The sequence below is a fragment of the Mesorhizobium sp. M2C.T.Ca.TU.002.02.1.1 genome (assembly GCF_003997225.1).
This window is the reverse complement of sequence record NZ_RZTO01000013.1, coordinates 1-22,525: the sequence shown is the minus strand read 5'-3', so window position 1 is coordinate 22,525 and position 22,525 is coordinate 1. Positions and strand designations below refer to the sequence as shown.

The window sequence follows — 22,525 nt, the reverse complement described above, 5'->3', positions numbered from 1 at the left end:
GGACCGCAGCGTCTTCATAACCGGCGGCGGCAGCGGCATTGGCGAGAGCCTCGTGCGCCATTTCTGCGCGCAAGGCAGCCGTGTCGCCTTCGTCGACATGGCGGTGGAGCCTTCGCGACAGCTGGTGGCGGCGATCGCGGCGCAAGGCCATCCCGAACCGCTCTTCATTCCCTGCGACCTGCGCGATGTCGAGGCCCTGCAGGCGGCCGTCGAGCAGGCGAGGGACCGCAATGGCCCCATCCAGGCTCTCTGCAACAATGCCGGCAATGACGACCGCCATCAGACCGCCGACGTCAGCGTCGCCTATTGGGACGACCGCATGGCGGTCAACCTGCGCCATCAGTTCTTCGCCGCCCAGGCCGTGCGCCCGCAGATGAAGGCGCTTGGCGGCGGCTCGATCATCAATTTCGGCTCGATCACCTGGATGGTCGGCGATCCGGATTGTCCTGCCTATGTGACGGCGAAGGCGGCCGTCTACGGCATGACGCGGGCGCTTGCCCGCGAACTCGGCCCCGAGCGCATCCGCGTCAACTGCATGGTGCCGGGCTGGGTGATGACGGAGCGCCAGATGCGTCTGTGGCTGACGCCGGCCGGCGAGCGCCAGATCGAGGAAAGGCAGTGTCTGCCCGATCGGCTGCAGCCTTCCGACATTGCGCGCATGGCGCTGTTTCTTGCCGCCGATGACAGCCGCATGTGCTCAAGCCAGCAATTCATCGTCGATGGCGGCTGGGTGTGACCCGGCGAGAAGGAAAAGGTAGGTTCATGCGTCTCGTTCAGTTCAACTTGCCCAACGGCAGCCGCCACGTGGGTCGCGTCAGCGCCGATGGCGATCAGCTCCACCTCCTTGCCGGCACCGAAACCGTCCTCGATCTCGCCACGGCGGCTATCGCCGAAGGCAGGTCCATCGCCTCGCTAGTCGAGGAGCGGACCGGCGGCGAGAAAGTGGACTACAACCAGCTGCTGCGCGAAGGCCGCGTGCTTGTGCCGGTCGACCATCCGGAGCCGGCGCGTTTCCTCGTCACCGGCACCGGCCTGACGCATACGGGAAGCGCTGCCGCGCGCGACAAGATGCATGTGCTGACCCACGGCAAGGACGCCGCCGAATCCGACTCGCTGAAGATCTTTCGCATGGGGCTGGAGGGGGGCAAACCCGCGCCGGGCAAGCTCGGTGTCCAGCCCGAATGGTTCTTCAAGGGCGTCGGCACCTGCGTTGTGCCGCCGGGCGCGCCGCTGCCGCTGCCGGCCTTCGCCAAAGCGGGTGCCGAGGAGGCCGAGATCGTCGGACTCTACCTCAACGGGCCGGACGGCCGTCCCTATCGCATCGGCTATGCGCTGGGCAACGAATATTCCGACCACGTGACCGAGGCCGAGAATTATCTCTACCTGGCGCACTCCAAGCTGCGCTCCTGCTCGATCGGGCCCGAGCTTTTGATCGGCGAGCTGCCGCGGGAGGTGCGCGGCCATTCCCGCATCCAGCGCGACGGCGCCGTCATCTGGGAGCAGGAATTTCTCTCGGGCGAGGCGCACATGTCGCACTCGATCGCCAACCTCGAGCACTACCATTTCCGCTACCCGATGCACCGCCGGCCAGGCGATCTGCACGCCTATTTCTTCGGCGCGGCGGTGATGAGCTACGCCTCCGGCATCAAGACGGCGCCAGGCGATGAATACGAAATCCAGGCACCGGAATTCGGCAAGCCGTTGCGCAACCGGATGCAGGCGGTGCCGGACGAGGGGCTGGTGGCCGTCACCCCGCTGTGACGGCAAGGCCGCGGACTGAGATCATCAGAACAACAAATGGGAGAATGATCATGCTACTGAAGAAACTGCTTCTAGGAATAGCGGGTGTCGGCCTGGGCATCGGGCTGATGGCCTCGTCGGCGCTCGCCGCCAACCTGCGCGTGCTGGCCTGGGACGGTTATGCCGACGCCGACTGGGTCAAGGAATTCACCGCCGAGAGCGGCATCGGCGTCGATGTCGTCTTCATCGGCAGCGACGACGAGATCTGGGCCAAGATCAAGGGCAGCGAGGGGCAGGACTTCGACGTCTTCGCCGTCAACACCGCGCAGCTGCAGCGCTACATCAAGGCCGATCTCGTCACGCCGATCGACCTGTCGAAGCTGCCCAACCAGAAGGACACGCTGCCGCGCTTCCGCGACATCACCAAGGTCAGCGGCGATACCAAGGACGGCAAGGTCTACGGCATCCCGTTCTGCTTCGATTCGATCGGCCTGATCTACGACACCGACAAGGTCAAGCCGGCTCCGACCTCGATGTCGGTGCTGTGGGATCCGGCCTACAAGGGCAAGGTGCTGGCCTATGACAATGGCGAGCACAATTTCTCCTTCACCGCGCTGACGCTGGGCTACAAGGACCCCTTCAACCTCAGCGCCGAGCAGATGGCGGCGGTCAAGGCCAAGCTGGTCGAGCTGAAGCGCAATGTCTTGAGCTTCTACACCACCGCCGACGAGGCCCAGCAGATCTATCAGAACAACGACGTCGCCCTGATCTGGGCCAATTACGGCCAGCAGCAGGTCAAGGCCTTGCAGAAGATCGGCGCCCACGTCGCCTACATCAATCCGAGCGAAGGCGCTCTCGCCTGGCTCGACAACTGGGTCATCTCGAAGGGCGTTCGCGACAAGGACGCGGCTGAGAAGTGGATCGACTTCATGCTGAGCAAGAAGGTGAGCGGCGCGCTGTCCGAGCGGACCGGCTTTGGCAACACCGTGGTCGAGTCGAGCAGCGCCGGCAGCAACGACAAGCTGGTCTGGCTCAACAATGTCGAGGACCCGACCAAGCGCTCCGACCTTTGGAACGAGATCAAGGCGACGCCCTGAACTCCCTTTGGCAAGCTTCGAAGGACCTGGCGGTCCGGACCGTTCCGGACCGCCGACACCATATTTCTTGAAAGTCGGCCATGAACCAGAACAGCGACCTGCTCACGCTGCGCTCCGTCTCGAAATCCTATGGCACGGTTCCCGTGCTCTACGGCATCGACCTTGCGATCCGCGACGGCGAGTTCCTGACCGTGCTGGGGCCGTCCGGTTCGGGCAAGACCACGGTGCTCAGGCTCATCGGCGGCCTCGAGCCGTTGACGTCGGGCGAGATCCGGCTCGACGGCCAGGACATCAGCGGCATGCCGATCAACCGGCGGCCCTTCAACACCGTTTTCCAGGACTATGCGCTGTTTCCGCATCTGACCGTCGCCGGCAATGTCGGCTATGGCCTGTCGGTCCGCCACGTGCCGCGCAAGGAGATATCGCGCCGCGTCGCGGAAGCGCTGGAACTGGTGCAACTCGGGCGCTTCGCCGACCGTTTTCCGGCCCAGCTCTCGGGCGGCCAGCGCCAGCGCGTGGCGCTGGCGCGGGCGCTGATCTGCCAGCCCCGCCTCGTCCTGCTCGACGAGCCGCTCGCGGCGCTCGATCTTGAATTGCGCCGGCAGATGCAGGAGTTCCTGAAATCCATCCAGCGCGAGGTCAAGACCACCTTCCTGTTCGTCACCCACGATCAGGAGGAAGCCATCGGCATGGCCGACCGGATCTGCGTCATGCAGGCCGGCCATATCCGCCAGCTCGGCACCCCGCACGAGCTCTACTACAAACCGAATTGCGAGTTCGTGGCGCGCTTTTTCGGCGAGAACAATCTGGTGGCCGGCACGCTCGGCGAGATTCGGGGCGAGTTCCGCGCGATCGAGACGGCTCTCGGCCGGCTCGTCTGCTCGGTCAATGGCCAGCCGCATCTCAAGGCGGCGGCCGCTGGCGCCAGCGGCTTCGCCGCCTTCCGCCCCGAAGCGCTGCATCTTGCCGGCGACGGCGATGCCGACAATCGTCTTTCCGGCACCATCGCCGACCTTGCTTTTGCCGGTTCCTCGACGGTCGCCACCATCACCGCCGGCGGCGACACCGCGCATCGCCTGAGGCTGCGGTTTCCGAGCAGGGTGGACGGCAGCGCCTTGAGGGTCGGCGAGACCGTCGCGCTTTCCTTCGCGCCGCACGAAGGCCACCTGGTGCTGGCATGAGCGGGACCGGCTCGCCACAACCCCTCGACGGGCGGTGGTCGCCTCTGGTGACGGTGCTCGCCTTCGCGCTGCCGGCGATCTTCGTCCTCGCGCCGCTGGCGATCTTCCTCGTCTACAGCTTCTTCAGCGTCGACCAGGGCCAGATCGTCTACGCGCCGACGCTTGCCAACTATGCCCGCTTCTTCGCCGATCCGGTCTTTCTTCCCGTATTCTGGCGCACGATCGTGCTCTGCCTTTCGGTGGCGGCGATCTCGATCCTGCTCGCCTATCCGACGGCCTATTTCCTGACCACGCTTGAAGGCCGCTGGCGCTACGCGCTGCTGATGCTGCTCATGGTGCCGTTGTTGATGAGCTACGTCATCAAGATCTACGCGATCCGCAGCATCCTCGGCCTCAACGGATTTCTCAACAAGGCGCTGGTGGCTCTCGGCATCATCACGGAGCCGTCGACGCTCTTCGTCTTCAACATGAACGCCATCCTGCTCACGCTGACGCTGCTTCTGATCCCCTTCGCGATACTGCCGATCTTCCTGGCGCTGGAGCGCATCCCGCAGGTGCTGCTGCGCGCCTCCGACGATCTCGGCGCGACCGGCCTGCAGACGTTCCTGCGCATCACCTTGCCGCTGTCCCTGCCCGGCGTCGCCTCGGCGGCGAGCTTCGTCTTCGTGCTGGCGATCGGCGATTTCCTGACGCCGCAGATGGTGGGCGGCATCAGTGGCTTCACCTTCGGCCGCATCCTCTACAGCCAGTTCGGCACCGCCTTCAACTGGCCCTTCGGTGCCGCTCTTTCGGTTGCGCTGGCCGTCGTGGTGATCCTCGCGATCCTCGCCGGCGAGCGGTTCGGGCGCAATCGGGGGACTTCGCATTGACCGTCGCGCCGCGCCTGTCCACGCTCCTCCTCGCAGCGATCACCATCCTGGTTGCGGCGCTGCTCTACAGCCCGCTCTTCGTGCCGATCGTCTCGTCATTCTTTCCGGTGGCGCGCGGCGAGGTCGACTGGTCGTCGCCGACCGTCTCGACCTATGTCGCGCTGGCCGGAAACCACGAGATACTCCTGGCGCTGCGCACCACGCTGGTCGTCGGCGCCTGCACGGTCGTGCTGTCGGTGGCCGGCGGCACACTGCTTGCCCTCTATTATCACGGGCGCCGCGCAGGCCGTTCGATGCTGCAGTTCATCATCTTCCTGCCGTTCCTGATGCCGCCTATCATCAGCGGCCTCGCGCTGCTGATCTTCTTCCGCGAGGTCGGCATCGAGCGCTCGCTGCTGACGGTCGTGATCGGCCACACCGTCTTCGTGCTGGCGATCGTCTACCGCACGGTGCTGACGCGCCTGCAGTCGATGAGCCGCACGCTGGTGGAAGCTTCCTATGATCTCGGCGCAACCAAATGGCAGACTTTCTGGCGCGTCATCCTGCCCAACCTGTCGAGCGCGATGGTCGGCGGCGCCATCCTCGCCTTCGCCCTTTCGTTCGACGAGACCATGATCACCATCCTGGTCACCGGCACCCAGACGACGCTGCCGGTGCGCTTGTGGGCAATGATGCGTCTCGGTTTCTCGCCGGATATCAACGCGCTGGTGGCTCTGATCCTGATGTTCACCGTCTTGCTCTGCGCTCTCGCCGCCAGGTTCCTCGTTCCCAGAGCAATTCCAGGAAAAGCGTGAGCGGTTTTCCGTCCGTAATTGCGTAAAAACAAAGGGATAGAGCGGTTCGCCGTTTCCGTGAAACGCTCTAGGCAGATCGCCACGCAGCGCAGTTGAAACGGGGCCAATCCTGCGCTGGGCGGAGCCGGCGGAGACCTGTCCAACGCAAAGATCAGTTCCTCTGCGGCGCGGTGGCGGGCGCAGTATAGCGGCGCCGCACGGCATCGATCACCAGCTTGCGGCTCTCTTCCGCAGGCAATGTCTTGTCCTTTTCCACCTCGGCCGTTTCTCGGGCGAGGTCCTTGTCCCTGATCTGCTGGCGGAACCACTTGGAATAGTCGCCGGCGCGCAAGTGGTATTCCCATGTCTTGTCGTCGATGCCATCCGCCATCTGCGCGAAGATGATGAGGTTATGGGCTCTGAGGTTCATCGCCTTCCTGGGCCCGGTGAAATAGAAGCTGCCCGCCTCGTCGAGCTCGCCTTCGGCATATTTGCGGCTGTGCCGCTTCAGCGACTGGTCGGGCTCGATCGCCTTGACCGTGAACGGCTTCTTGCCGTCATGCGGCCGCCAGAACAGAACCCGGTCGCCCTTGGGCAGCGGCATGTCCTTGGGCGCCTTGAGCCCGGTTTCCTTGCAGAAAGTCCTGATCACGCCCTTCGCCTTGGGTCCGAGCGCGATCACCGCCGTCACCAGCCGCAGCGCATCGGTGGAGGTCGCTTCGGGGTGGACGGTGATCAGCACCGTGCCGGGCAGCTCGATCGAAAGCACGGATCGCGTATCTCCGCGTCGCTTGGGCATCAAATGATGCGCCTCGTCGATGATCAGCCAGTGCGGCCTTGCCGTGCGATAGCGGACATTGCCGAGGCCGGGCAGCAATTCGGCGAAGAAATCGGGCCGCTCGTCGACCTTAAGCGCCAGGCCGTTGACCACGACATTGGTCTGCGGCTTGTCGATCAGTTCCAACAATTGTTCCTTGTTCGGCGCGGTCGAGCCGTTGCCGAGCGGCACCGCGCCCTTCAGTCCGTCATAGTCGCCCTCGGGGTCGAAAATGCAGAATTGCAGGCCCTTCTCGACCAGCCGCTCGGTGAGCGCCGTGGCCAGGGTCGATTTGCCGATGCCCGAACTCCCGGCGATCAGCACCGTTTCCATCGGCGACAAATAGATGTCCTTGCCGCGCGATGTCCCAAGCAAAACGCCGCGCGAGCGCTTTTTGGCAATCAGGTGATCGCGCTTGATCAGCCTGCGGATCAGTTCCTCGACGCCCTTGCCGCGCGCCTCCTTGGTGAGAAGATCGGCGGTTTCCTTGACGGCGGGCAATGCGTTGGCCACCGCGACGCTACAGCCGGACGCCCTGAGGAAGGCGTGGTCGTTTTCGGCGTCGCCGACGGCCACGACATTATGCGGCGACAGCCTCAGGTCTTCGAGCGCAGCCGCCAGCCCGGTCGCCTTGTTGATGCCCGAGGGCAGCATCATCACCGCGCCCTTGTTGAAGATGATCTCCAACTCCAGCCCAAGCTTTTTGATGACGTCGAGCACGGTGGCCTGATGCGGCTCCCAGGTGGCGACGATCGAGCGGCCGACCGACAGCGGCTTCACGCCGCGCTTCTTGAGCCTGTCGACGAGATCCGCGGAAGGCGATGGCGAGATCGCGCGCTCTTCCTCGCTGGCCGGCGTGTAGATCAGCGCGCCGTTTTCGGCGACCACCTTGTCGAACAGGGAAAGTTCGGGAAACACCTCCTTGAGATCGGGCAGTTCCCGCCCAGTGACCAGGATGAGCTTGCGCCCGGACTTCTTCAGCTTTTTCAGCGCCGAGACCGTGCTGGCCGCGACCAGCCCGTCATGCGCCAGAGTGCCGTCATAGTCGGTGGCCAATGCCATGAAATACATTTGGTCGAGCCTCTCCGCTGGCCGTTTTGCCGGTCCGCCTGGAACGAACAACGCATGTCGCCGGAAAAGGTTTAGGCCGATGGTTCGCATCGCGACGATTGCGGCGTTTCGCCCGGCTCACGGCGCATCCAGTGCGTCACCCAGCGGAATTGAAGCGTACGCCGATGGGAACCCGGTCAGTAGGATCACGTTCGGTCTAAACGAGGTTGCTTCCGCGCAAGCACTCAGACCGGAGTGAGAGGCTGATCGGATGTATGTCTTTCTGGAGGTCCTGACCGTCATCCTCGTGGCGGGTGCGATGGCTATGGCGCTCGCCCACGCGCTGGAGCTACCGGCCAAATTGCGGCTCGCCAGACAAGAGTATTTCGTTGTCCAACGGATCTACTACCCGGGTTTCACGATTGGAGGAGGCATCGCGGAGGTCGGCGGGATCGTCACCACATTTGCACTGATGCTGACGTCGAGCGGTCCGCTCCAAGCCTGGCTGATCGCCGGCGCCTTGGTCGCGCTCCTCGCCATGCAGCTTGTCTTCTGGTTCATGACCCAGCCGATCAACAAACACTGGCTGCAGGACGTGGAATTGAACGCGCCGGCGAAACGCTTCTTCGGAACCGAAGGCGCCGCGGGCAGCCCGCCATCGCAAACGCAGGAATGGACCGCACTTCGTAACCGGTGGGAACTCTCGCACGTCATCCGCGCAGGGTTGGCAATATTGGGCCTGGTTCTATTGACCATAGCAATCGCCCTCCACGGCGCCTGACGTCCGGTAGGCTGCCCGATCACCTGTGCAAGCCTTGGCACGCCCGATGCGCGGCTTTATAGGACGAGGCGGAGAAGCTCATTGGCCATGAAGAGCCAATCCGCCCACTTGCCGCGCGGCAATGCCTTCGCTACTTCCAACTCATGGCAACGCACAAGCTCGTCAACACCACCTGGCACAATGTCCTCGGCACGGTCCCGCCGGCGCTCACAATCGCGTCCGGCGATGTCGTGATCACACAGACGCTGGACGCTCGTGGCTTCGACAAGAACGGTGCCCGACCGGCTCATGGTCCAAACCCGATGAACGGTCCGGTCTTCGTGACGGGAGCTGAGCCTGGCGACGCGTTGCGTGTGGACATCCTGCGCATGGACCCGATCCGTCCCACCGGTTGGACGATCTCGTCATTGGCCGCGAACGTCGTCGATCCAGAGGCCGCTCGCGGACTGCCTGCACGGGATACGGTCACCTGGCGGATTGACCTGGAATCGCGAACCGTCGCGTTGCAGGAACCGCCACAGGGCCTGGAGAACTTCATCCTGCCGATCGAGCCGATGATCGGCTGCTTTGGCGTGGCGCCATCGATGGGCCAGGCTTTCTCCACAGCGACAAGCGCGGAGAATGGCGGCAACATGGATTACCGCGGGTTTCGGCCTGGCGCGACGGTTTGGTTTCCTGTTGCGGTAGAGGGAGCGCTCTTCTTCGCCGGCGATTGCCATGCGGCGCAGGGCGACGGCGAGATTGTCGGAACCGGGATCGAAACCTGTTTTGAAATCGAGTTTCGATTGACCGTGGAGAAAAACAGGGGGCTGGTATGGCCTCGCGGCGAGAACGACACCCATATTTTCTCTGTCGGCAACGCTCGCCCGCTGGATCAGGCGCTGCAGCACGCGACAACGGATATGCTCAACTGGTTGACCAGCGACTATGGCTTGTCCGCCGCTGCAGCATCGCATCTGATGGGACAGGTTGTCCGATATCACGTCGGCAACGTTTTTGACCCTGCCTACACGATGGTTTGCCTTATCGAAAAGCGATGGCTTCCCGAGCCGGCCTCCGCCGGCTGACGAGCAAAGGCGGGAAGGGCGGCTCGCCGTTTCCGGGACACGGTGAAACACCGTCTGACTGGCCAGATCTGCATGACTGCCCTTCCCGAGAGATGGGTGACAGTTCATTCCGGATACAATCGCAAGAAGATCAACCTTAGCCTCGTCTTTGCCGGCCAAACCGTCGGCATCAAACAGATCGAAGACCATATCTGGCTTGTCAGCTTCATGGACTATGATTTGGGGTACTTTGATGATGAGACGTGCAGGCTCGAACCACTCCACAACCCCTTCGGGCCAAAAGTGTTACCCATGTCTCCGGTATAAACTGTAACCTATGTGTCCGGAACGGACCGACGGCAGTTGGCTGGGGCGCCAGGATTCGAACCTGGGAATGTCGGTACCAAAAACCGATGCCTTACCACTTGGCGACGCCCCAGCAGGCGGGGCATGCCCGCTGCGCGCGGCCTTATAGGACGGGCCGGAGCAAAGCTCAATGCCGGGAGATCAACTAAATCGCCAGCGATGCGGGCCGCTATTCTCGGCCGGCGTCCTGCGCCCGTTTGAGGGCCAGTGCCACGATCTCCTCCGCCCTACCGGCACTTTCAGCCTCGGCATAACAACGAAATTCGGGAGCGTTGCCGGAAGGCCGCAGATGGATGATCTCGCCGCTGGTCATCCGTGCCCTGAGACCGTCGGTCTCATCAACATCTGCGACGGCGCCGAACGGGGCGAGGAATTGCCGCAGCGCGTCGCGGTCGGCGAGCTTGCGCATCAAGCCGCGCGAAGCCTCGACAGGGAAATTCTCGAGCCGCTCGCTGGCGCAGACCGGAAGGTTCCAGGTTTCGCGCAGGCCGGACAGCGATTTGCCCGTCGATGCCGAGGTGCCCAGCACCGCCAGGATGGGCAAAAACGAATCCCGCGTCGGCAGCGCGGACAAGGTCTTGCCGTTCACCAGGCAGTCCGACCCCAGAAGAACCCCGCCATTGGCCTCGAAGCCGACGACGATGCCGCCGGCCTGCCGCGCGGCGTCCATTCCCTCTATGACGAAGGGGGATCCGACCTTCGTTCTCCTGACGCTGAATCCGAAAGCTTCGGAGATGCCCGAATTGGAGGTGACCGGCGTCACCACGATGTCGGCCTTGAGGAACAGCGCCGTGGCCAACCCGATCAGGTCGCCGCGGAACAATTCACCCTGTTCGTCGATGACGAGAGGACGGTCGGCGTCGGCGTCGGCCGAGAGCACGGCGTCGAATTTGAATTCGCGCACCCAGTCTTTCACCTTCGCCATCGTTTTCCGGCCGACGGCCTCGGTGTCGACGGGCACGAAAACCTTCGTTTTGCCGACAGGGGTCACATCCGCGCCAAAGGATCGCAGGACTTCGACCAGCAACTCGCCCGCCACGGTGCTGTGCTGGTAGACACCGAGCTTCATTCCGGAAAGGGCGCCAGGGGGCAGGATACCACCGACACGGTCTCGAAACGCAGCGAGCGCCAGTTCGTGGCCGCTTTGCCGGTCCGCATGGGCCGGCGGCCAGGGATAGTAGTCCGAAAGCTCGGCGACCGCCTGCGTGATCGCAGCCTCATCCGCCTTGTCGATCTCGCCCTTCGGCCCGTAGAACTTGATGCCGTTGCGGTCGGCGGGAATATGCGAGCCCGTCACCATGAGCGCCGCGGCGCCGCGCAGGCGGGCATAGAAGGCGAGCGCGGGTGTGGGGATGGGGCCGCAATCGACCGGCAGGAAACCGCTTGCGGCCAGAGCCGCCATGCAGTCTTCCGCTATCGTTTGACTGCTGTCGCGCAGGTCGCGCCCGACGAAGACCTCGCCTTGCCGAAAACCGGTCGACCGCAAGCGCCGGGCAAAACCCTCGGTGTAGAGCCCGCTTGGCCGTCCGGCCAATTCGGAAGCCAGACCCCGAACACCGCTTGAGCCGAATTTCATAAGTCTGCTTTTGCTGTTGGAGGTTGCCGCCGTTCATTGGAATGAGCCCGGCTGCCCGCCGGCTGTCAACAGCAAAACAACCTGAAATCGCGGCGTCCCTAAGTGGGAACCGGTTTCGGGACAAAGACATGCGTACAATCAGAAACCTAAAGCGCATGAGCGAATCTGAAAAAATCGCGACGCGCTTTAATGTCCCCAAACGGCCAATTCGTTGCCGGCCGGATCGGTGAAATGGAACCGCCTCCCGCCCGGGAAGGAAAAGATCGGCTTGACGATCGTGCCGCCGGCGCTCTCGACCGCGTCCAGCGTTTCCTCGAGATTTTTGGAGTAGATGACCGGAAGCGGCTTGGCCGGCGCTTCGCCGGCATCTGCCTGGAAGCCGCCGTCGAGGCCTTCGGCAAAGGCGGAATAGGTCGGGCCGTAATCAGTGAACGACCATGAAAAGGCGGCGCTGTAGAAGGATTTGACACTGTCCAGCGTGCCGCCCGTCGCCGGCATTTCAAGATAGTCGAGTTTTCCGTTGAGTTTCATCACGCTACTCCACTATGTTCCCTTTATGTTCTATATCGTGCCATACCCTCCGGCAAGTCTTTTTGACGCAGCTTTTGCTTAATCGATTGTAGTTGCGGCGGGCGCCCGGCCGGTGCTTGCCTTTCGCACTGCAGCATCCTATCGCTCGGATCGCGAAGGCGGGGAACCGGGCCCATGGTCCGGCTGTTTCTATCTTCCACGAACTGGAGGGCAAGCATGACCAAGTGGGTTTACACCTTCGGCGACGGTGCCGCCGAAGGCCGTGCCGGCGACCGCAACCTTCTCGGCGGCAAGGGTGCCAATCTGGCCGAGATGAGCAGCCTCGGGCTGCCGGTGCCGCCCGGTTTCACCATCACCACCGAAGTCTGCAACGCCTATTACGCCAACGGCCGCACCTATCCCGGCGCGCTGGAGGCGGACGTCGTGTCCGCTCTCGACCATATCGGCCGCATCACCGGCCGCCGCTTCGGCGATCCGTCGAAGCTGCTTCTGGTGTCCGTTCGCTCAGGCGCCCGCGCCTCCATGCCCGGCATGATGGATACGGTGCTCAATCTCGGCCTCAACGACGAGACGGTCGAGGCTTTGGCCGCCGATTCCGGCGACGCCCGTTTTGCCTATGACAGCTACCGCCGCTTCATTCAGATGTACTCCGACGTCGTGATGGGCCTCGACCATGAAGTGTTCGAGGAGATCCTCGAGGACCAGAAGGCGAGCCTCGGTCACGAGCTCGACACCGAGCTGACGGCCCAGGAATGGCAAGGCGTGATCTCGCTCTACAAGGCCAAGGTCGAGGAAGAGCTCGGCAAGCCTTTCCCCCAGGATCCGCAGGAGCAGCTGTGGGGCGCGATCGGCGCCGTGTTCTCGAGCTGGATGAACAACCGCGCCATCACCTACCGGCGCCTGCACGACATTCCCGAAAGCTGGGGCACGGCCGTCAACGTTCAGGCCATGGTGTTCGGCAACATGGGCGACACCTCCGCAACCGGCGTCGCCTTCACCCGCAATCCCTCGACCGGCGACAGGCAGCTCTATGGCGAGTTCCTGGTCAACGCCCAGGGCGAGGACGTGGTGGCCGGCATCCGGACGCCGCAGAACATCACCGAGGCGGCGCGTATCGCCGCCGGCTCCGACAAGCCGTCGCTGCAGAAGCTTATGCCCGACGCCTTCCAGGCTTTCGTCGACATCTCCGATCGGCTGGAAAAGCACTACCGCGACATGCAGGACCTCGAATTCACCATCGAGCGCGGCAAATTGTGGATGCTGCAGACCCGCTCCGGCAAGCGCACCGCCAAGGCGGCGCTGAAGATCGCCGTGGAGATGGCGAAGGACGGGCTGATCACCAAGGAGGAGGCGGTCGCCCGCATCGATCCGGCCTCGCTCGACCAACTGCTTCATCCGACCATCGATCCGAAGGCGGCGCGCGATGTGATCGGCATGGGCCTGCCGGCCTCGCCGGGCGCTGCCACCGGTGAGATCGTCTTTTCGTCCGCCGATGCCGAAGACGCCAAGGCGCAAGGACGCAAGGCGATCCTGGTGCGCATCGAGACCAGTCCGGAAGATATCCACGGCATGCACGCCGCCGAAGGCATCCTCACCACGCGCGGCGGCATGACCAGCCATGCCGCGGTGGTGGCGCGCGGCATGGGCAAGCCCTGCGTGTCCGGCGCCGGCTCGCTGCGTGTCGACTACAAGGCCGGCACGCTCATCTCGATGGGCCAGACCTTCCGCAAGGGCGACATCATCACCATCGACGGCGGCAACGGCCAGGTGCTCAAAGGGGCGGTCGCCATGCTGCAGCCGGAGCTGTCCGGCGATTTCGCCGCCATCATGGAATGGGCGGACGCCGCGCGCCGCATGAAGGTGCGCACCAACGCCGAGACGCCGCTCGACGCGCGCATGGCGCGCTCCTTCGGCGCCGAAGGCATCGGCCTTTGCCGCACCGAGCACATGTTCTTCGACGGCGCCCGCATCGTCGCCATGCGCGAGATGATCCTGGCCGACAGCGAGAAGGACAGGCGCGCGGCGTTGGACAAGCTTTTGCCCATGCAGCGCTCGGATTTCCTCGAGCTTTTCGAGATCATGGCCGGCTTGCCGGTGACGATCCGCCTGCTCGACCCGCCGCTGCACGAATTCCTGCCCAAGACCGAGGCCGAGCTCGCCGAGGTCGCCTCCGCCATGAACGTGTCGGCCGACAAGCTCAGGCAGCGCACCGAGGCCCTGCACGAGTTCAACCCGATGCTCGGCCATCGCGGCTGCCGGCTCGCCGTCTCCTATCCGGAGATCGCCGAGATGCAGGCGCGCGCCATCTTCGAGGCGGCGGTCCAGGCCGGACACAAGGCCGGGGCGCTGGTGGTGCCGGAAATCATGGTGCCGCTCGTCGGGCTCGTGAAGGAGCTGGAATATGTCAAGGCGCGTATCGATGCGGTGGCGCAAAGCGTCATGCAGGAGACCGGCACCAAGATCGATTACCTGACCGGCACGATGATCGAGTTGCCGCGCGCCGCGATCCGCGCCCATGTCATTGCCGAAGCGGCCGAATTCTTCTCCTTCGGCACCAACGATCTTACGCAGACGACTTTTGGTATCTCTCGCGATGATGCCGCGTCCTTCCTCGAAACCTACCGGCAGAAGGGCATCATCGAACAGGATCCGTTCGTGTCGCTCGACGTCGACGGTGTCGGCGAGCTGGTGCGGATGGCGGCCGAAAAGGGCAGGGCGACGCGGCCCGCCATCAAGCTCGGCATCTGCGGCGAGCATGGCGGCGATCCGGCCTCGATCCGTTTCTGCGAGGAGGTCGGCCTCGACTATGTGTCGTGCTCGCCCTACCGTGTGCCGATCGCCCGGCTGGCCGCCGCGCAGGCGGCGGCTACGGCCAAGAGCGTGGCAAAACGCTCCTGACGGGCGTCCCGATACCTTACGGTTTTGTATGCAATGTCACGCGAACGTGCGCGTGACAGTCCTGAATCTCGACATCGTTCCAAGGGAGTTTCCGACACCGAATTCATTGGTGTCCGAAACCCATGTTGCAGATTGCCCCAACCGCCTTCCGGTCGATTCTGATCGTGCAGACCAAGTTCATCGGCGACATTGTCCTTGCCTCGGCATTGGCGAAGAACCTGCACCTTCAATATCCGGGCGTCAGGATCGTGTTTCTCTGCGAGGCGCATTTCGCCGGCTTCCTGACGGGGCACGGCATTGCCACCGAGGTCGTCCCCTTCAGCCGCGCCAAGATGCGGGGTTCGCCGCTCGAGCGCGGGCGCGAGCTCTTCCGCATGGTCCGGACTTTGCGGCAGCACCGCTTCGACATGACCATCGACATCACCGACTCCAAGACCTCGCGGATCATTTCCGAGCTGGTCCACGCGCCGGTCAGGGTCGGCCATTTCCCGACGGAGAGGCCCTTGCGCTGGCATGAGCGCCAGCCCGCCAACGTCCGGATGAAACCCTACGGATTCGGCAAAAGACACTATCTCTATCGCTATTTGTCTCCGTTGGAGGCGCTTGGCATCGCCCTGCGCGTCAGGGTTCCGGCCATTCGACCCTTGCCCTTCGAGACGACGCGCGCGCTGGCTTTGCTCGCCAGGCACAAAATTCGGCCAAACGCCTTTATTGCCGTTCATGCCGGAGCAAGCTTCGTGGGGCGGCGCTGGCAGCCGGAGCGCTTCGCCGAAGCAATCGACAGGATCGTGCGGGAAACCGGCCTGCAGGTGGTTCTGGTCGGCGGTCCGGACGAGAGCGAGGCGACCGACAGGATCATCGCGGCGGCGAAAACGCGTGTCGTCAACCTGGCGGGCATGCTGCGGCTGGAAACGCTGCTGGCGCTGCTCAAGGAGGCGCGGCTGTTTCTCGGCAATGAAAGCGGGCCCATGCATATAGCGGCCGCGGCAGGCACGCCGGTGGTGGGCCTGTTCGGCCTGACCAACCCGGTCCGTTGGGCGCCGGTCGGCGTGCCCAGCATTTCGCTTAGGCCTTCCATGCCTTGCGACTGCGTCGGCGGCGATCTGTGCCGCCGGACCGATCCGAGCAAGGCATGCTGTGTCTGGCGCCTGGAGGTCGATCCCGTCGTCGGGGCGACGCTGGAACTCCTGGCACGGACGGAAATGCCCCTGGAAGCCGCGGTGTAAGGCGAAAGCAAAATTTTCGCGATTGCTGTTTTTGCACTGTCTGCCGTCCCGATTTTCGCCTAGATGCCAGTCTTGTGAAGACACGTTTTGGCGCGGCGCGGAGAATGCCCGAACGCGCCGGTTTGGAACGGATGATGGGCCTGCTTCGAAATTCCATTTGCGCGATGGCGCTGTCGCTGTTCGCCGCGTCGGCGGGCAATGCCGCGACGCTGCTCGAGCCGACGCTGCATCTGAAGCCGCAGGGCGCTGAAGGCGGCGGTCGCGTCGCCCTGACGCTCGATGCCTGCGGCGGCAAGACCGACACAAGGATCCTTTCGGCGCTTGTCGACAACAGGATACCGGCGACGATCTTCGTTACCGGCATCTGGCTGAAGCGCAATGCCGAAGCCGTCGAGATCATGCGGGCGCATCCCGACCTGTTCGAACTGGAAAACCATGGCGGCCGCCACATTCCGGCGGTCGATACGCCGCGGAAGATCTACGGCATCCGCAGCGCCGGCAGTCCGGGCGCCGTGCAGGCCGAGGTCGAATCCGGCGCCGCCGCCCTTGCCGGGGCAGGCGGGCAGGCGCCAAAATGGTTCCGCGGCGCCACCGCCGAATACAGCCCCTCGGCGATCGCCATGATCCGCAAGCTGGGCTTCAAGATCGCCGGCTTCTCGGTCAACGGCGACGGCGGCTCGCTGCTCGGCGCGAAGGAAACGGCGCGCCGCATCGGCGCCGCCAAGGATGGCGACGTCATCATCGCCCACATCAACCAGCCGACCCATGCGGCCGGCGAGGGCGTGGTTCAGGGCCTGCTCGCCTTGAAGCAGAAGGGCATGACCTTCGTGCGCCTCGACGATGCCGAGGGTATAGGCAACGACGGCACGACGGACTGAGGTGCCCTGATGTTCAGGTGAGGCCGGCCTGCGAATGGCGGCTTCGTGCGCTTCCCGTGCTCACGTACTGAAAGTACGCTCCGCTCCGGTTCTCGGAACCCACCATTCTCAGGCCGGCCTGACCTGAATCTCAAGGCACCTTCGGCGGGCCATCCGCCAAGAATGGTCAGTCCGGCGTCGCTTCGACCGTCACCTTGTTCGTATAGAACGCGCCGTGATTGCGGATCTCGGTCATTTCGTCGAACGGCTGTTCGTAAGCCCACATCGCGTTCGTGCCGGCTTCGCCGGCCGGCTGGACGCTCCAGTAGCTGGCATTGCCCTTGTACGGGCAATGCGTGGAATGCTCGGTGCCGGAGAGCTTGCTGAAGTCGATGTCGTCGAAGGGGATGTAGAAGGCGGCCGGGTAGGGCGGTTCCGACAGCACCTTGGCCCGGGTCGAGCGGGCGATGACGGTGTCGCCGGCGCGCACGGTGACGCTGCCGCGATAAGGTTCGACGGTGATCACCTTGTCGGGATTGCGCTGGAAGCCGGGGGCGGGGTTGGCGGGCTTGTCCATGAATGATCTCCTGGAGCAATTCCAACAAAAGTGCGAAGCGGTTTTCCGTCCGGAATTGCGTCAAACAAAAAGAGAGCGTTTCGTCGTTTCCGTGAAACCGCGAAACGTTCTCGGGGAGACTTACATGTGTCGGCTAGCCGCGCCGCGCAAGCTCGCGCGGCGCGCAGCGCCATCACCATTCATTGAACGTCTGTTATCCGCCCGGTCAGGCGGCCGTCTTGAAGGCATCCATGAGGCCGGCATAGGCGGCGGCAATGCCGGCGACCGGATTGGTGCTGCGCGCCGCGGTCTCGACCTTCAGGGCACCGCCGCTGGTCGGCAGCGTGAGCAGCAGGAACTGGCGGTTGCCGGCGTCGCCGATGCAGGCGGCGGCGACATGTTCGCCCTCGGCGCCATTTTCAACGCGCATCTTGAACAGCAGCGTCCCGCCGACAGCCTCAAGCGCGCCGCCTACGACTTCGGCAAATTCATCTTCGGAAACGGTCTTGGTGTCCGGCGTCAGATCGTCCAGACTTTCGGCAAGCGTGCTTTCGAGGGCTTTATCGTCGAGCTGCGCGTCCATGCGAACCACTCCATTCGCCAAATCCACCCAGCCCGTTAATGAACCTTAACGCCGACGATGGCCGGATTATGGCGATTTGTCCAGCGTTTGCGGAGGTTTCCCGCCTCTCCACGGCCTTGAACTTATGACGGCTGGACAATCCGCCGGATACTTCCACAATGCGTCAAACAACGACGCCGAAGCGCGAAAAAAGGGGAGGGAGCCGAGATGCTCGGATTGATGCAGGAATGGCCGCTGCTTTGCCATAAGCTGATTGACCATGCGGAACGCCAGCATGGCAGCCGGGAGGTCGTGTCGCGTTCGATCGAAGGACCGATCGTGCGCACGACCTTTGCCGAAATCCATCACCGCGCGCTCAAGGTGGCGCAGCGGCTGGAGCGCGACGGCTTCGGGCTTGGCGACCGCATTGCGACGCTTGCCTGGAACACGGCCCGCCATATCGAGGCCTGGTACGGCATCATGGGCATCGGCGCGATCTACCACACGCTCAACCCGAGGCTTTTTCCCGAGCAGATCGCCTGGATCATGAACAACGCCGAGGACAAGGCGATCTTCGTCGATCTGACCTTCGTGCCGCTGCTGGAAAAGATCGCCGGCGCGGTCCGATCGCTGCGACGGGTGATCGTGCTGACCGACCGGGCGCATATGCCGCAAACGTCGCTGGCCAATGCCGTCGCTTACGAGGAATGGCTGGCAGAGGCCGACGGCGCTTTCGCCTGGAAGGTCTTCGACGAGAACACCGCCGCCGGTATGTGCTACACGTCCGGAACGACGGGCGACCCGAAGGGCGTTCTCTACAGCCATCGTTCGAACGTTCTTCACGCCATGATGGCTGCCATGCCCGACGCCATGGGCCTGTCGACGCGCGATGTCGCCCTGCCTGTCGTGCCGATGTTTCACGCCAACGCGTGGGGGCTCGGCCAGAGCGGGCCGATGATCGGCGCCAAGCTGGTGATGCCGGGCTGCAAGATGGACGGCGCCTCGATCTATGAACTGCTCGACACCGAAAAGGTGACGTTCAGCGCCGCGGTGCCGACCGTCTGGATGATGCTGCTGCAATATCTGGAGGAGACCGGCAAGAAGCTGCCTTATCTGAAGAAGGTCGTGATCGGCGGGGCGTCCTGTCCGCGCGCCATCACCGCGAAATTCCAGGACGATTACGATGTGCAGGTGGTGCATGCCTGGGGCATGACCGAGATGTCGCCGCTCGGCACGCTCTGCACCTTGAAGCCGCAATATGAGGCGCTGACCGGCGAGGCGCGGCTCGATGTCCAGGGCAAGCAGGGTTTTTCGCCCTTCGGCGTCGAGATGAAGGTGACCGACGACGACAACAACGCGCTGCCCTGGGACGGCAAGACCTTCGGACATCTCAAGGTGCGCGGCCCCGCGGTGGCCCGCGCCTATTATGGCGGCGCCGGCGCCGAGCAGTTCGATGCCGACGGCTGGTTCGACACCGGCGATGTCGCCCATATCGACGCCAGCGGCTACATGCAGATCACCGACCGCGCCAAGGACGTCATCAAGTCCGGCGGCGAATGGATATCGACCATCGATCTCGAGAATCTTGCTGTTGGCCATCCGGACGTGGCGGAGGCGGCCGCCATCGGCATCCCGCATTCCAAATGGGGCGAGCGGCCCTTGCTCGTCGTCGTGAGCAAGCCCGGCAGGGAGCCGAGCAAGGGCGACATCCTCACCTTCATGAGCGGCAAGGTGGCGAAGTGGTGGATGCCTGACGACGTCGCCTTCGTCGGCGAGATTCCGCACACCGCCACCGGCAAGATCCAGAAGACCAGTTTGCGCGCCCAGTTCAAGGATTACCGCCTGCCGACGGATTGACGAAAAATGTTCGATCTTTCGGCTTCAAGCCCACGCCAAAAACCTCTAAGTCTCGGTTCGGACTGGGGTAATGCGGCAGACAATGGCTACAATTCCTGAACGGCAGACGTCGAGGGCAGCCGGCTGGTCGCGGCGGATCGGGGCATTTTCCCTCGTCCTTCTGCTCACCGTCGTTGGCGCCTACAGGCTGGGCCTCGTCGAGACGCCGCCTTTCCTGTGGGTGCTGGCGATCGTGGCGTTGCTGGCGGCGCTCGCCTTGTTGCTGGCCGGCCTCGCCTTGTCGCGGATCTGGAGCTTCGGCGATCGCGGCGGCCGCGATCTCAGCATCGGCGCGCTGCTGGCGCTGCTGGTGCTGGCCCCGTATGGCGTGGCCGTTTACTGGGCGACGATCTATCCGCCGCTGCGCGACATCTCGACCGATCTCGACGATCCGCCGGTGCTCGACACCAGCGACCGCACCGCCGACATGAACGAGCTGCCGGCGCCGACGCCGGGCGAACAGAGCCTGCAGGCCGATGCCTATCCGCTGGTCAGCGGGCGCAGCTATAATCTGCCTTTCGAAACCGTCGTCGACGCCGTCGAAACCGTGCTCGACCGCCGCGACTGGCAACTGACGGCGCCTTATCCCGACATCAATGGGCAGAGCGAGGCGACGATCAACGCGCTGGCTAAGGGCTTCGTGCTCGGACTGCCGGCCGACGTCGCCATCCGCGTCACCGACGACGGCGACCAGGTGATCGTCGACATGCGTTCGGCCTCGCGCTACGGCCGCTACGACCTCGGCGACAACGCCGCCCGCATCACGGATTTCCTTGCCGAACTCGACCAGGAGGTCGCCGGACAGGTCGGCGCGGCGCCGGCCGAGTGATCAGGCGGCGGGGCTGAAAAGGCCGTCGATCGCCGCATCGCCTTCTGTGGTCACGAGGCCGCGCGCGACCAAATCCTCGAGATGGGCAAGCACCGACAGCCCGGCGGCGCCGTGCAGCCGCGGGTCGGTGTCGCGATAGATCGCCGCGACCATTTCCGTGATCGTCCGGTCTCCGGCGCGGATGCGTTCCAGGATCGCCCTTTCGCGCATCTTGCGATGTGTCTTCAGGCCGCGCATGAACCGGCCCGGTGCGGTCACCGGTCCGCCATGGCCCGGCAGCAGCATGCGATCCTCGCGCGCGAGGAGCTTGTCGAGGGAGCTCATATAGTCGGCCATGGCGCCGTCCGGCGGCGCGACGATCGAGGTCGACCACGCCATGACCTGGTCGGCTGAAAACAGGGTGCCGGCTCCCTCGAGGGCAAACACGGCGTGGTTTGCGGTGTGGCCGGGCGTCAGCACGGTGCGGATGGCCCAGCCGTCACCTTGGGTCAGCGCATTGTCGGCCAGCACGACGTCGGGAACGAAAGCGAGGTCGGCGCTGGCGTCCAGCGGATTGACCTCGCCGATGCGCAAAGGCCGCGCCGGCCGATGCGGGCCTTCGGCAAGCGTCGGCGCACCGGTCAGCTCTTTCAACCGCGCCGCGAGCGGCGAATGGTCGCGATGCGTGTGGCTGACGAAGATGTGGCTGACCGGTCGGCCGGCGATCGCCGTAAGCAGCGTTTCGAGATGGGCGTCGTCTTCCGGCCCGGGATCGATCACCGCCAGCGTGTCGCGGCCGACGAGATAGCTGTTGGTGCCGTGGAAGGTGAACGGGCTCGGATTTCTGGCGGTGACGCGCAGCACATCCGGCGCAACCGCAACCGCCCGGCCATAGGCCGGATCGAAGCTGGTGTCGAATTCAAGGGCCATGCCGGCGTGCTCCGTTGCAATGCGGCAAAAAGATTGCCGCCTGATACGGAAGCCAATATAGGAAAATCAATGCATGTCGCCCAAAAGTGCGCAGCGGTTTTGGGCAAACGACATGCATCAAGACGAATTTTTGAAGCGCGTCGCCTGAATCCGTTTCTGCGATGCGCTTTGAAAGCCAGCAAATCAGCCAGAACGGGGAAGACCATGGCCACTGCAACCACGATGCGCCCGCTTGTTTCTCTCACCCTGCCGGATCGGGGCGCTGCCCGGCTCGCGACCCAGCTCTTCCTGGCGCTTGCCGGAACCCTGCTGCTGACGCTTTCGGCCAAGACCAAAGTGGTGCTCGGCCCGGTCGACATCTCGCTGCAGACGCTCGCCGTGCTGTTGATCGCCTCGGCATTCGGCTTGCGCCTGGCCGTCGCGACGCTCCTTCTCTACCTCGCCGAGGGCGCTTTTGGCTTGCCGGTCTTCCAGGGCACGCCGGAAAAGGGCATCGGCATCGCCTATATGCTGGGCTCGACCGGCGGCTATCTTGCCGGCTTCGTGGCGATGGCGGCAATCGCCGGCTGGGCCGCGGACCGCGGCTGGGACCGCAATCCCTTCAAGCTGTTCGGCGCCATGCTGACGGCGGAAATCGTCATGATGGCCATGGGCTTTGCCTGGCTGGCGATCCTCATCGGGCCGGAAAAGTCCTGGCAGTTCGGCGTCCTGCCCTTCATCGTCGGCGACCTGATCAAGGTGGCCTTGGCCGCCAGCCTCGTGCCGGCGGTGTGGGCATTGCTCAAGCGCAGCTGAGCCTGAACTAAGAAAAGCCGGCGGGCTGAACAACCCGCCGGCTTTTCGTGTCCACGCGCGCCCAATCGCATATGGCTGCGGTGGCGGCGTTAAATCCGATATTAGTACATGCTAGGGCATAAACGGACGAGCCGACACACGAAACGCGACCGCGGGCATCTCGATATCTG

At 64.0% G+C, this 22,525-nt stretch carries 20 protein-coding genes, 1 tRNA gene and 1 pseudogene; 15 read left to right on the top strand and 7 right to left on the bottom strand.

Annotated elements, in window-relative coordinates; translation table 11 throughout:
* The 6 genes from EOD07_RS01640 to EOD07_RS01615 all read left to right on the top strand — a co-directional run.
* The coding region (locus tag EOD07_RS01640) for an SDR family oxidoreductase (RefSeq protein WP_164772022.1) at positions 1–736 on the top strand (736 nt) is incomplete at its 5' end.
* Positions 737–762: 26 nt separating this feature from the next.
* A complete protein-coding gene (gene araD1, locus EOD07_RS01635) occupies positions 763–1,761 on the top strand; it encodes an AraD1 family protein (protein ID WP_127233684.1) in 999 nt (332 codons plus the stop codon).
* Positions 1,762–1,811: 50 nt separating this feature from the next.
* Positions 1,812–2,837: an ABC transporter substrate-binding protein gene (locus EOD07_RS01630; RefSeq protein ID WP_127233683.1), complete on the top strand. Its 1,026-nt coding sequence runs from the start codon at positions 1,812–1,814 to the stop codon at positions 2,835–2,837.
* Positions 2,838–2,917: 80 nt separating this feature from the next.
* Entirely contained in the window at positions 2,918–4,018 is a 1,101-nt protein-coding gene (locus EOD07_RS01625; protein WP_127233682.1) for an ABC transporter ATP-binding protein, read from the top strand.
* The gene (locus EOD07_RS01620) at positions 4,015–4,887 is read left to right on the top strand and encodes an ABC transporter permease (RefSeq protein WP_127233681.1); all 873 of its coding nucleotides are present in this window, start codon (positions 4,015–4,017) and stop codon (positions 4,885–4,887) included. The genes EOD07_RS01625 and EOD07_RS01620 overlap by 4 nt, the downstream gene beginning before the upstream one ends.
* The gene (locus EOD07_RS01615; RefSeq protein WP_127233680.1) at positions 4,884–5,681 is read left to right on the top strand and encodes an ABC transporter permease; all 798 of its coding nucleotides are present in this window, start codon (positions 4,884–4,886) and stop codon (positions 5,679–5,681) included. The genes EOD07_RS01620 and EOD07_RS01615 overlap by 4 nt, the downstream gene beginning before the upstream one ends.
* 151 nt (positions 5,682–5,832) lie before the next feature.
* Here the strand turns inward: EOD07_RS01615 and EOD07_RS01610 are convergent, their stop codons facing one another.
* Positions 5,833–7,548 carry an HAD family hydrolase gene (locus EOD07_RS01610; RefSeq protein ID WP_127233679.1) on the bottom strand — a complete coding sequence of 572 codons (1,716 nt, stop codon included), beginning with the start codon at positions 7,546–7,548 and terminating at the stop codon, positions 5,833–5,835.
* A gap of 250 nt (positions 7,549–7,798) precedes the next feature.
* On the opposite strand from EOD07_RS01610, the gene EOD07_RS01605 reads away from it, so the two are divergent.
* From EOD07_RS01605 to EOD07_RS39160, 3 genes and pseudogenes are all read left to right on the top strand, one after another.
* Positions 7,799–8,308, top strand: coding sequence for a DUF1772 domain-containing protein (locus tag EOD07_RS01605; protein WP_127233678.1), 510 nt, complete (start codon positions 7,799–7,801; stop codon positions 8,306–8,308).
* A 143-nt stretch (positions 8,309–8,451) separates the two neighbouring features.
* Positions 8,452–9,375 (top strand): acetamidase/formamidase family protein, encoded by a 924-nt coding sequence (locus EOD07_RS01600; RefSeq protein ID WP_127233677.1) that lies wholly within the window; start codon positions 8,452–8,454, stop codon positions 9,373–9,375.
* A gap of 120 nt (positions 9,376–9,495) precedes the next feature.
* Positions 9,496–9,681 (top strand): annotated as a pseudogene (locus EOD07_RS39160) (integrase); the annotation flags it as partial.
* A gap of 37 nt (positions 9,682–9,718) precedes the next feature.
* On the opposite strand, the gene EOD07_RS01590 reads toward EOD07_RS39160, so the two are convergent.
* From EOD07_RS01590 to EOD07_RS01580, 3 genes are all read right to left on the bottom strand, one after another.
* Positions 9,719–9,793, bottom strand: a tRNA-Gln gene (locus EOD07_RS01590).
* A 96-nt stretch (positions 9,794–9,889) separates the two neighbouring features.
* A complete protein-coding gene (locus tag EOD07_RS01585) occupies positions 9,890–11,296 on the bottom strand; it encodes a phosphomannomutase (protein WP_127233676.1) in 1,407 nt (468 codons plus the stop codon).
* A 186-nt stretch (positions 11,297–11,482) separates the two neighbouring features.
* On the bottom strand, positions 11,483–11,827 hold the full coding sequence (locus tag EOD07_RS01580; protein WP_127233675.1) for a VOC family protein: 345 nt from the start codon (positions 11,825–11,827) through the stop codon (positions 11,483–11,485).
* Between the two features lie 216 nt (positions 11,828–12,043).
* Between EOD07_RS01580 and ppdK the strand changes: the two genes are divergently transcribed.
* From ppdK to EOD07_RS01565, 3 genes are all read left to right on the top strand, one after another.
* Positions 12,044–14,725, top strand: a complete 2,682-nt coding sequence (gene ppdK / locus EOD07_RS01575; protein WP_127233674.1) for a pyruvate, phosphate dikinase — start codon at positions 12,044–12,046, stop codon at positions 14,723–14,725.
* Between the two features lie 164 nt (positions 14,726–14,889).
* Entirely contained in the window at positions 14,890–15,951 is a 1,062-nt protein-coding gene (locus EOD07_RS01570; protein ID WP_245469759.1) for a glycosyltransferase family 9 protein, read from the top strand.
* Positions 15,952–16,085: 134 nt separating this feature from the next.
* Entirely contained in the window at positions 16,086–16,829 is a 744-nt protein-coding gene (locus EOD07_RS01565; protein WP_127233672.1) for a polysaccharide deacetylase family protein, read from the top strand.
* Between the two features lie 166 nt (positions 16,830–16,995).
* Here EOD07_RS01565 and EOD07_RS01560 read toward each other — a convergent pair whose 3' ends face one another.
* Both EOD07_RS01560 and EOD07_RS01555 read right to left on the bottom strand, forming a co-directional pair.
* Complete coding sequence (locus EOD07_RS01560; RefSeq protein WP_127233671.1) at positions 16,996–17,385, bottom strand: DUF427 domain-containing protein; 390 nt, start codon at positions 17,383–17,385, stop codon at positions 16,996–16,998.
* Positions 17,386–17,590: 205 nt separating this feature from the next.
* The gene (locus EOD07_RS01555) at positions 17,591–17,947 is read right to left on the bottom strand and encodes a hypothetical protein (protein WP_127233670.1); all 357 of its coding nucleotides are present in this window, start codon (positions 17,945–17,947) and stop codon (positions 17,591–17,593) included.
* A gap of 207 nt (positions 17,948–18,154) precedes the next feature.
* Here EOD07_RS01555 and EOD07_RS01550 point away from each other — a divergent pair, with 207 nt between their 5' ends.
* Both EOD07_RS01550 and EOD07_RS01545 read left to right on the top strand, forming a co-directional pair.
* On the top strand, positions 18,155–19,783 hold the full coding sequence (locus EOD07_RS01550; RefSeq protein WP_127233669.1) for a fatty-acid--CoA ligase: 1,629 nt from the start codon (positions 18,155–18,157) through the stop codon (positions 19,781–19,783).
* An 82-nt stretch (positions 19,784–19,865) separates the two neighbouring features.
* A complete protein-coding gene (locus EOD07_RS01545; RefSeq protein WP_127233668.1) occupies positions 19,866–20,651 on the top strand; it encodes a DUF1499 domain-containing protein in 786 nt (261 codons plus the stop codon).
* On the opposite strand, the gene EOD07_RS01540 is transcribed toward EOD07_RS01545, so the two are convergent.
* Positions 20,652–21,560, bottom strand: a complete 909-nt coding sequence (locus EOD07_RS01540) for an MBL fold metallo-hydrolase (RefSeq protein WP_127233667.1) — start codon at positions 21,558–21,560, stop codon at positions 20,652–20,654. It lies immediately after the preceding gene.
* Positions 21,561–21,764: 204 nt separating this feature from the next.
* Between EOD07_RS01540 and EOD07_RS01535 the strand changes: the two genes are divergently transcribed.
* On the top strand, positions 21,765–22,355 hold the full coding sequence (locus EOD07_RS01535; protein ID WP_127233666.1) for a biotin transporter BioY: 591 nt from the start codon (positions 21,765–21,767) through the stop codon (positions 22,353–22,355).
* Positions 22,356–22,525: the final 170 nt, after the last annotated feature.

Excerpts from the sequence above, each read along its gene's own strand:
- EOD07_RS01555 (WP_127233670.1), bottom strand. The coding sequence starts at position 17,947 with ATGGACGCGCAGCTCGACGATAAAGCCCTCGAAAGCACGCTTGCCGAA.
- EOD07_RS01610 (WP_127233679.1), bottom strand. The coding sequence starts at position 7,548 with ATGTATTTCATGGCATTGGCCACCGACTATGACGGCACTCTGGCGCAT.
- EOD07_RS01620 (WP_127233681.1), top strand. The coding sequence starts at position 4,015 with ATGAGCGGGACCGGCTCGCCACAACCCCTCGACGGGCGGTGGTCGCCT.
- EOD07_RS01605 (WP_127233678.1), top strand. The coding sequence starts at position 7,799 with ATGTATGTCTTTCTGGAGGTCCTGACCGTCATCCTCGTGGCGGGTGCG.
- EOD07_RS01625 (WP_127233682.1), top strand. The coding sequence starts at position 2,918 with ATGAACCAGAACAGCGACCTGCTCACGCTGCGCTCCGTCTCGAAATCC.
- EOD07_RS01630 (WP_127233683.1), top strand. The coding sequence starts at position 1,812 with ATGCTACTGAAGAAACTGCTTCTAGGAATAGCGGGTGTCGGCCTGGGC.
- EOD07_RS01600 (WP_127233677.1), top strand. The coding sequence starts at position 8,452 with ATGGCAACGCACAAGCTCGTCAACACCACCTGGCACAATGTCCTCGGC.
- ppdK (WP_127233674.1), top strand. The coding sequence starts at position 12,044 with ATGACCAAGTGGGTTTACACCTTCGGCGACGGTGCCGCCGAAGGCCGT.
- EOD07_RS01550 (WP_127233669.1), top strand. The coding sequence starts at position 18,155 with ATGCTCGGATTGATGCAGGAATGGCCGCTGCTTTGCCATAAGCTGATT.
- EOD07_RS01545 (WP_127233668.1), top strand. The coding sequence starts at position 19,866 with ATGGCTACAATTCCTGAACGGCAGACGTCGAGGGCAGCCGGCTGGTCG.
- EOD07_RS01580 (WP_127233675.1), bottom strand. The coding sequence starts at position 11,827 with ATGAAACTCAACGGAAAACTCGACTATCTTGAAATGCCGGCGACGGGC.
- EOD07_RS01560 (WP_127233671.1), bottom strand. The coding sequence starts at position 17,385 with ATGGACAAGCCCGCCAACCCCGCCCCCGGCTTCCAGCGCAATCCCGAC.
- EOD07_RS01585 (WP_127233676.1), bottom strand. The coding sequence starts at position 11,296 with ATGAAATTCGGCTCAAGCGGTGTTCGGGGTCTGGCTTCCGAATTGGCC.
- EOD07_RS01535 (WP_127233666.1), top strand. The coding sequence starts at position 21,765 with ATGGCCACTGCAACCACGATGCGCCCGCTTGTTTCTCTCACCCTGCCG.
- EOD07_RS01565 (WP_127233672.1), top strand. The coding sequence starts at position 16,086 with ATGGGCCTGCTTCGAAATTCCATTTGCGCGATGGCGCTGTCGCTGTTC.
- araD1 (WP_127233684.1), top strand. The coding sequence starts at position 763 with ATGCGTCTCGTTCAGTTCAACTTGCCCAACGGCAGCCGCCACGTGGGT.
- EOD07_RS01540 (WP_127233667.1), bottom strand. The coding sequence starts at position 21,560 with ATGGCCCTTGAATTCGACACCAGCTTCGATCCGGCCTATGGCCGGGCG.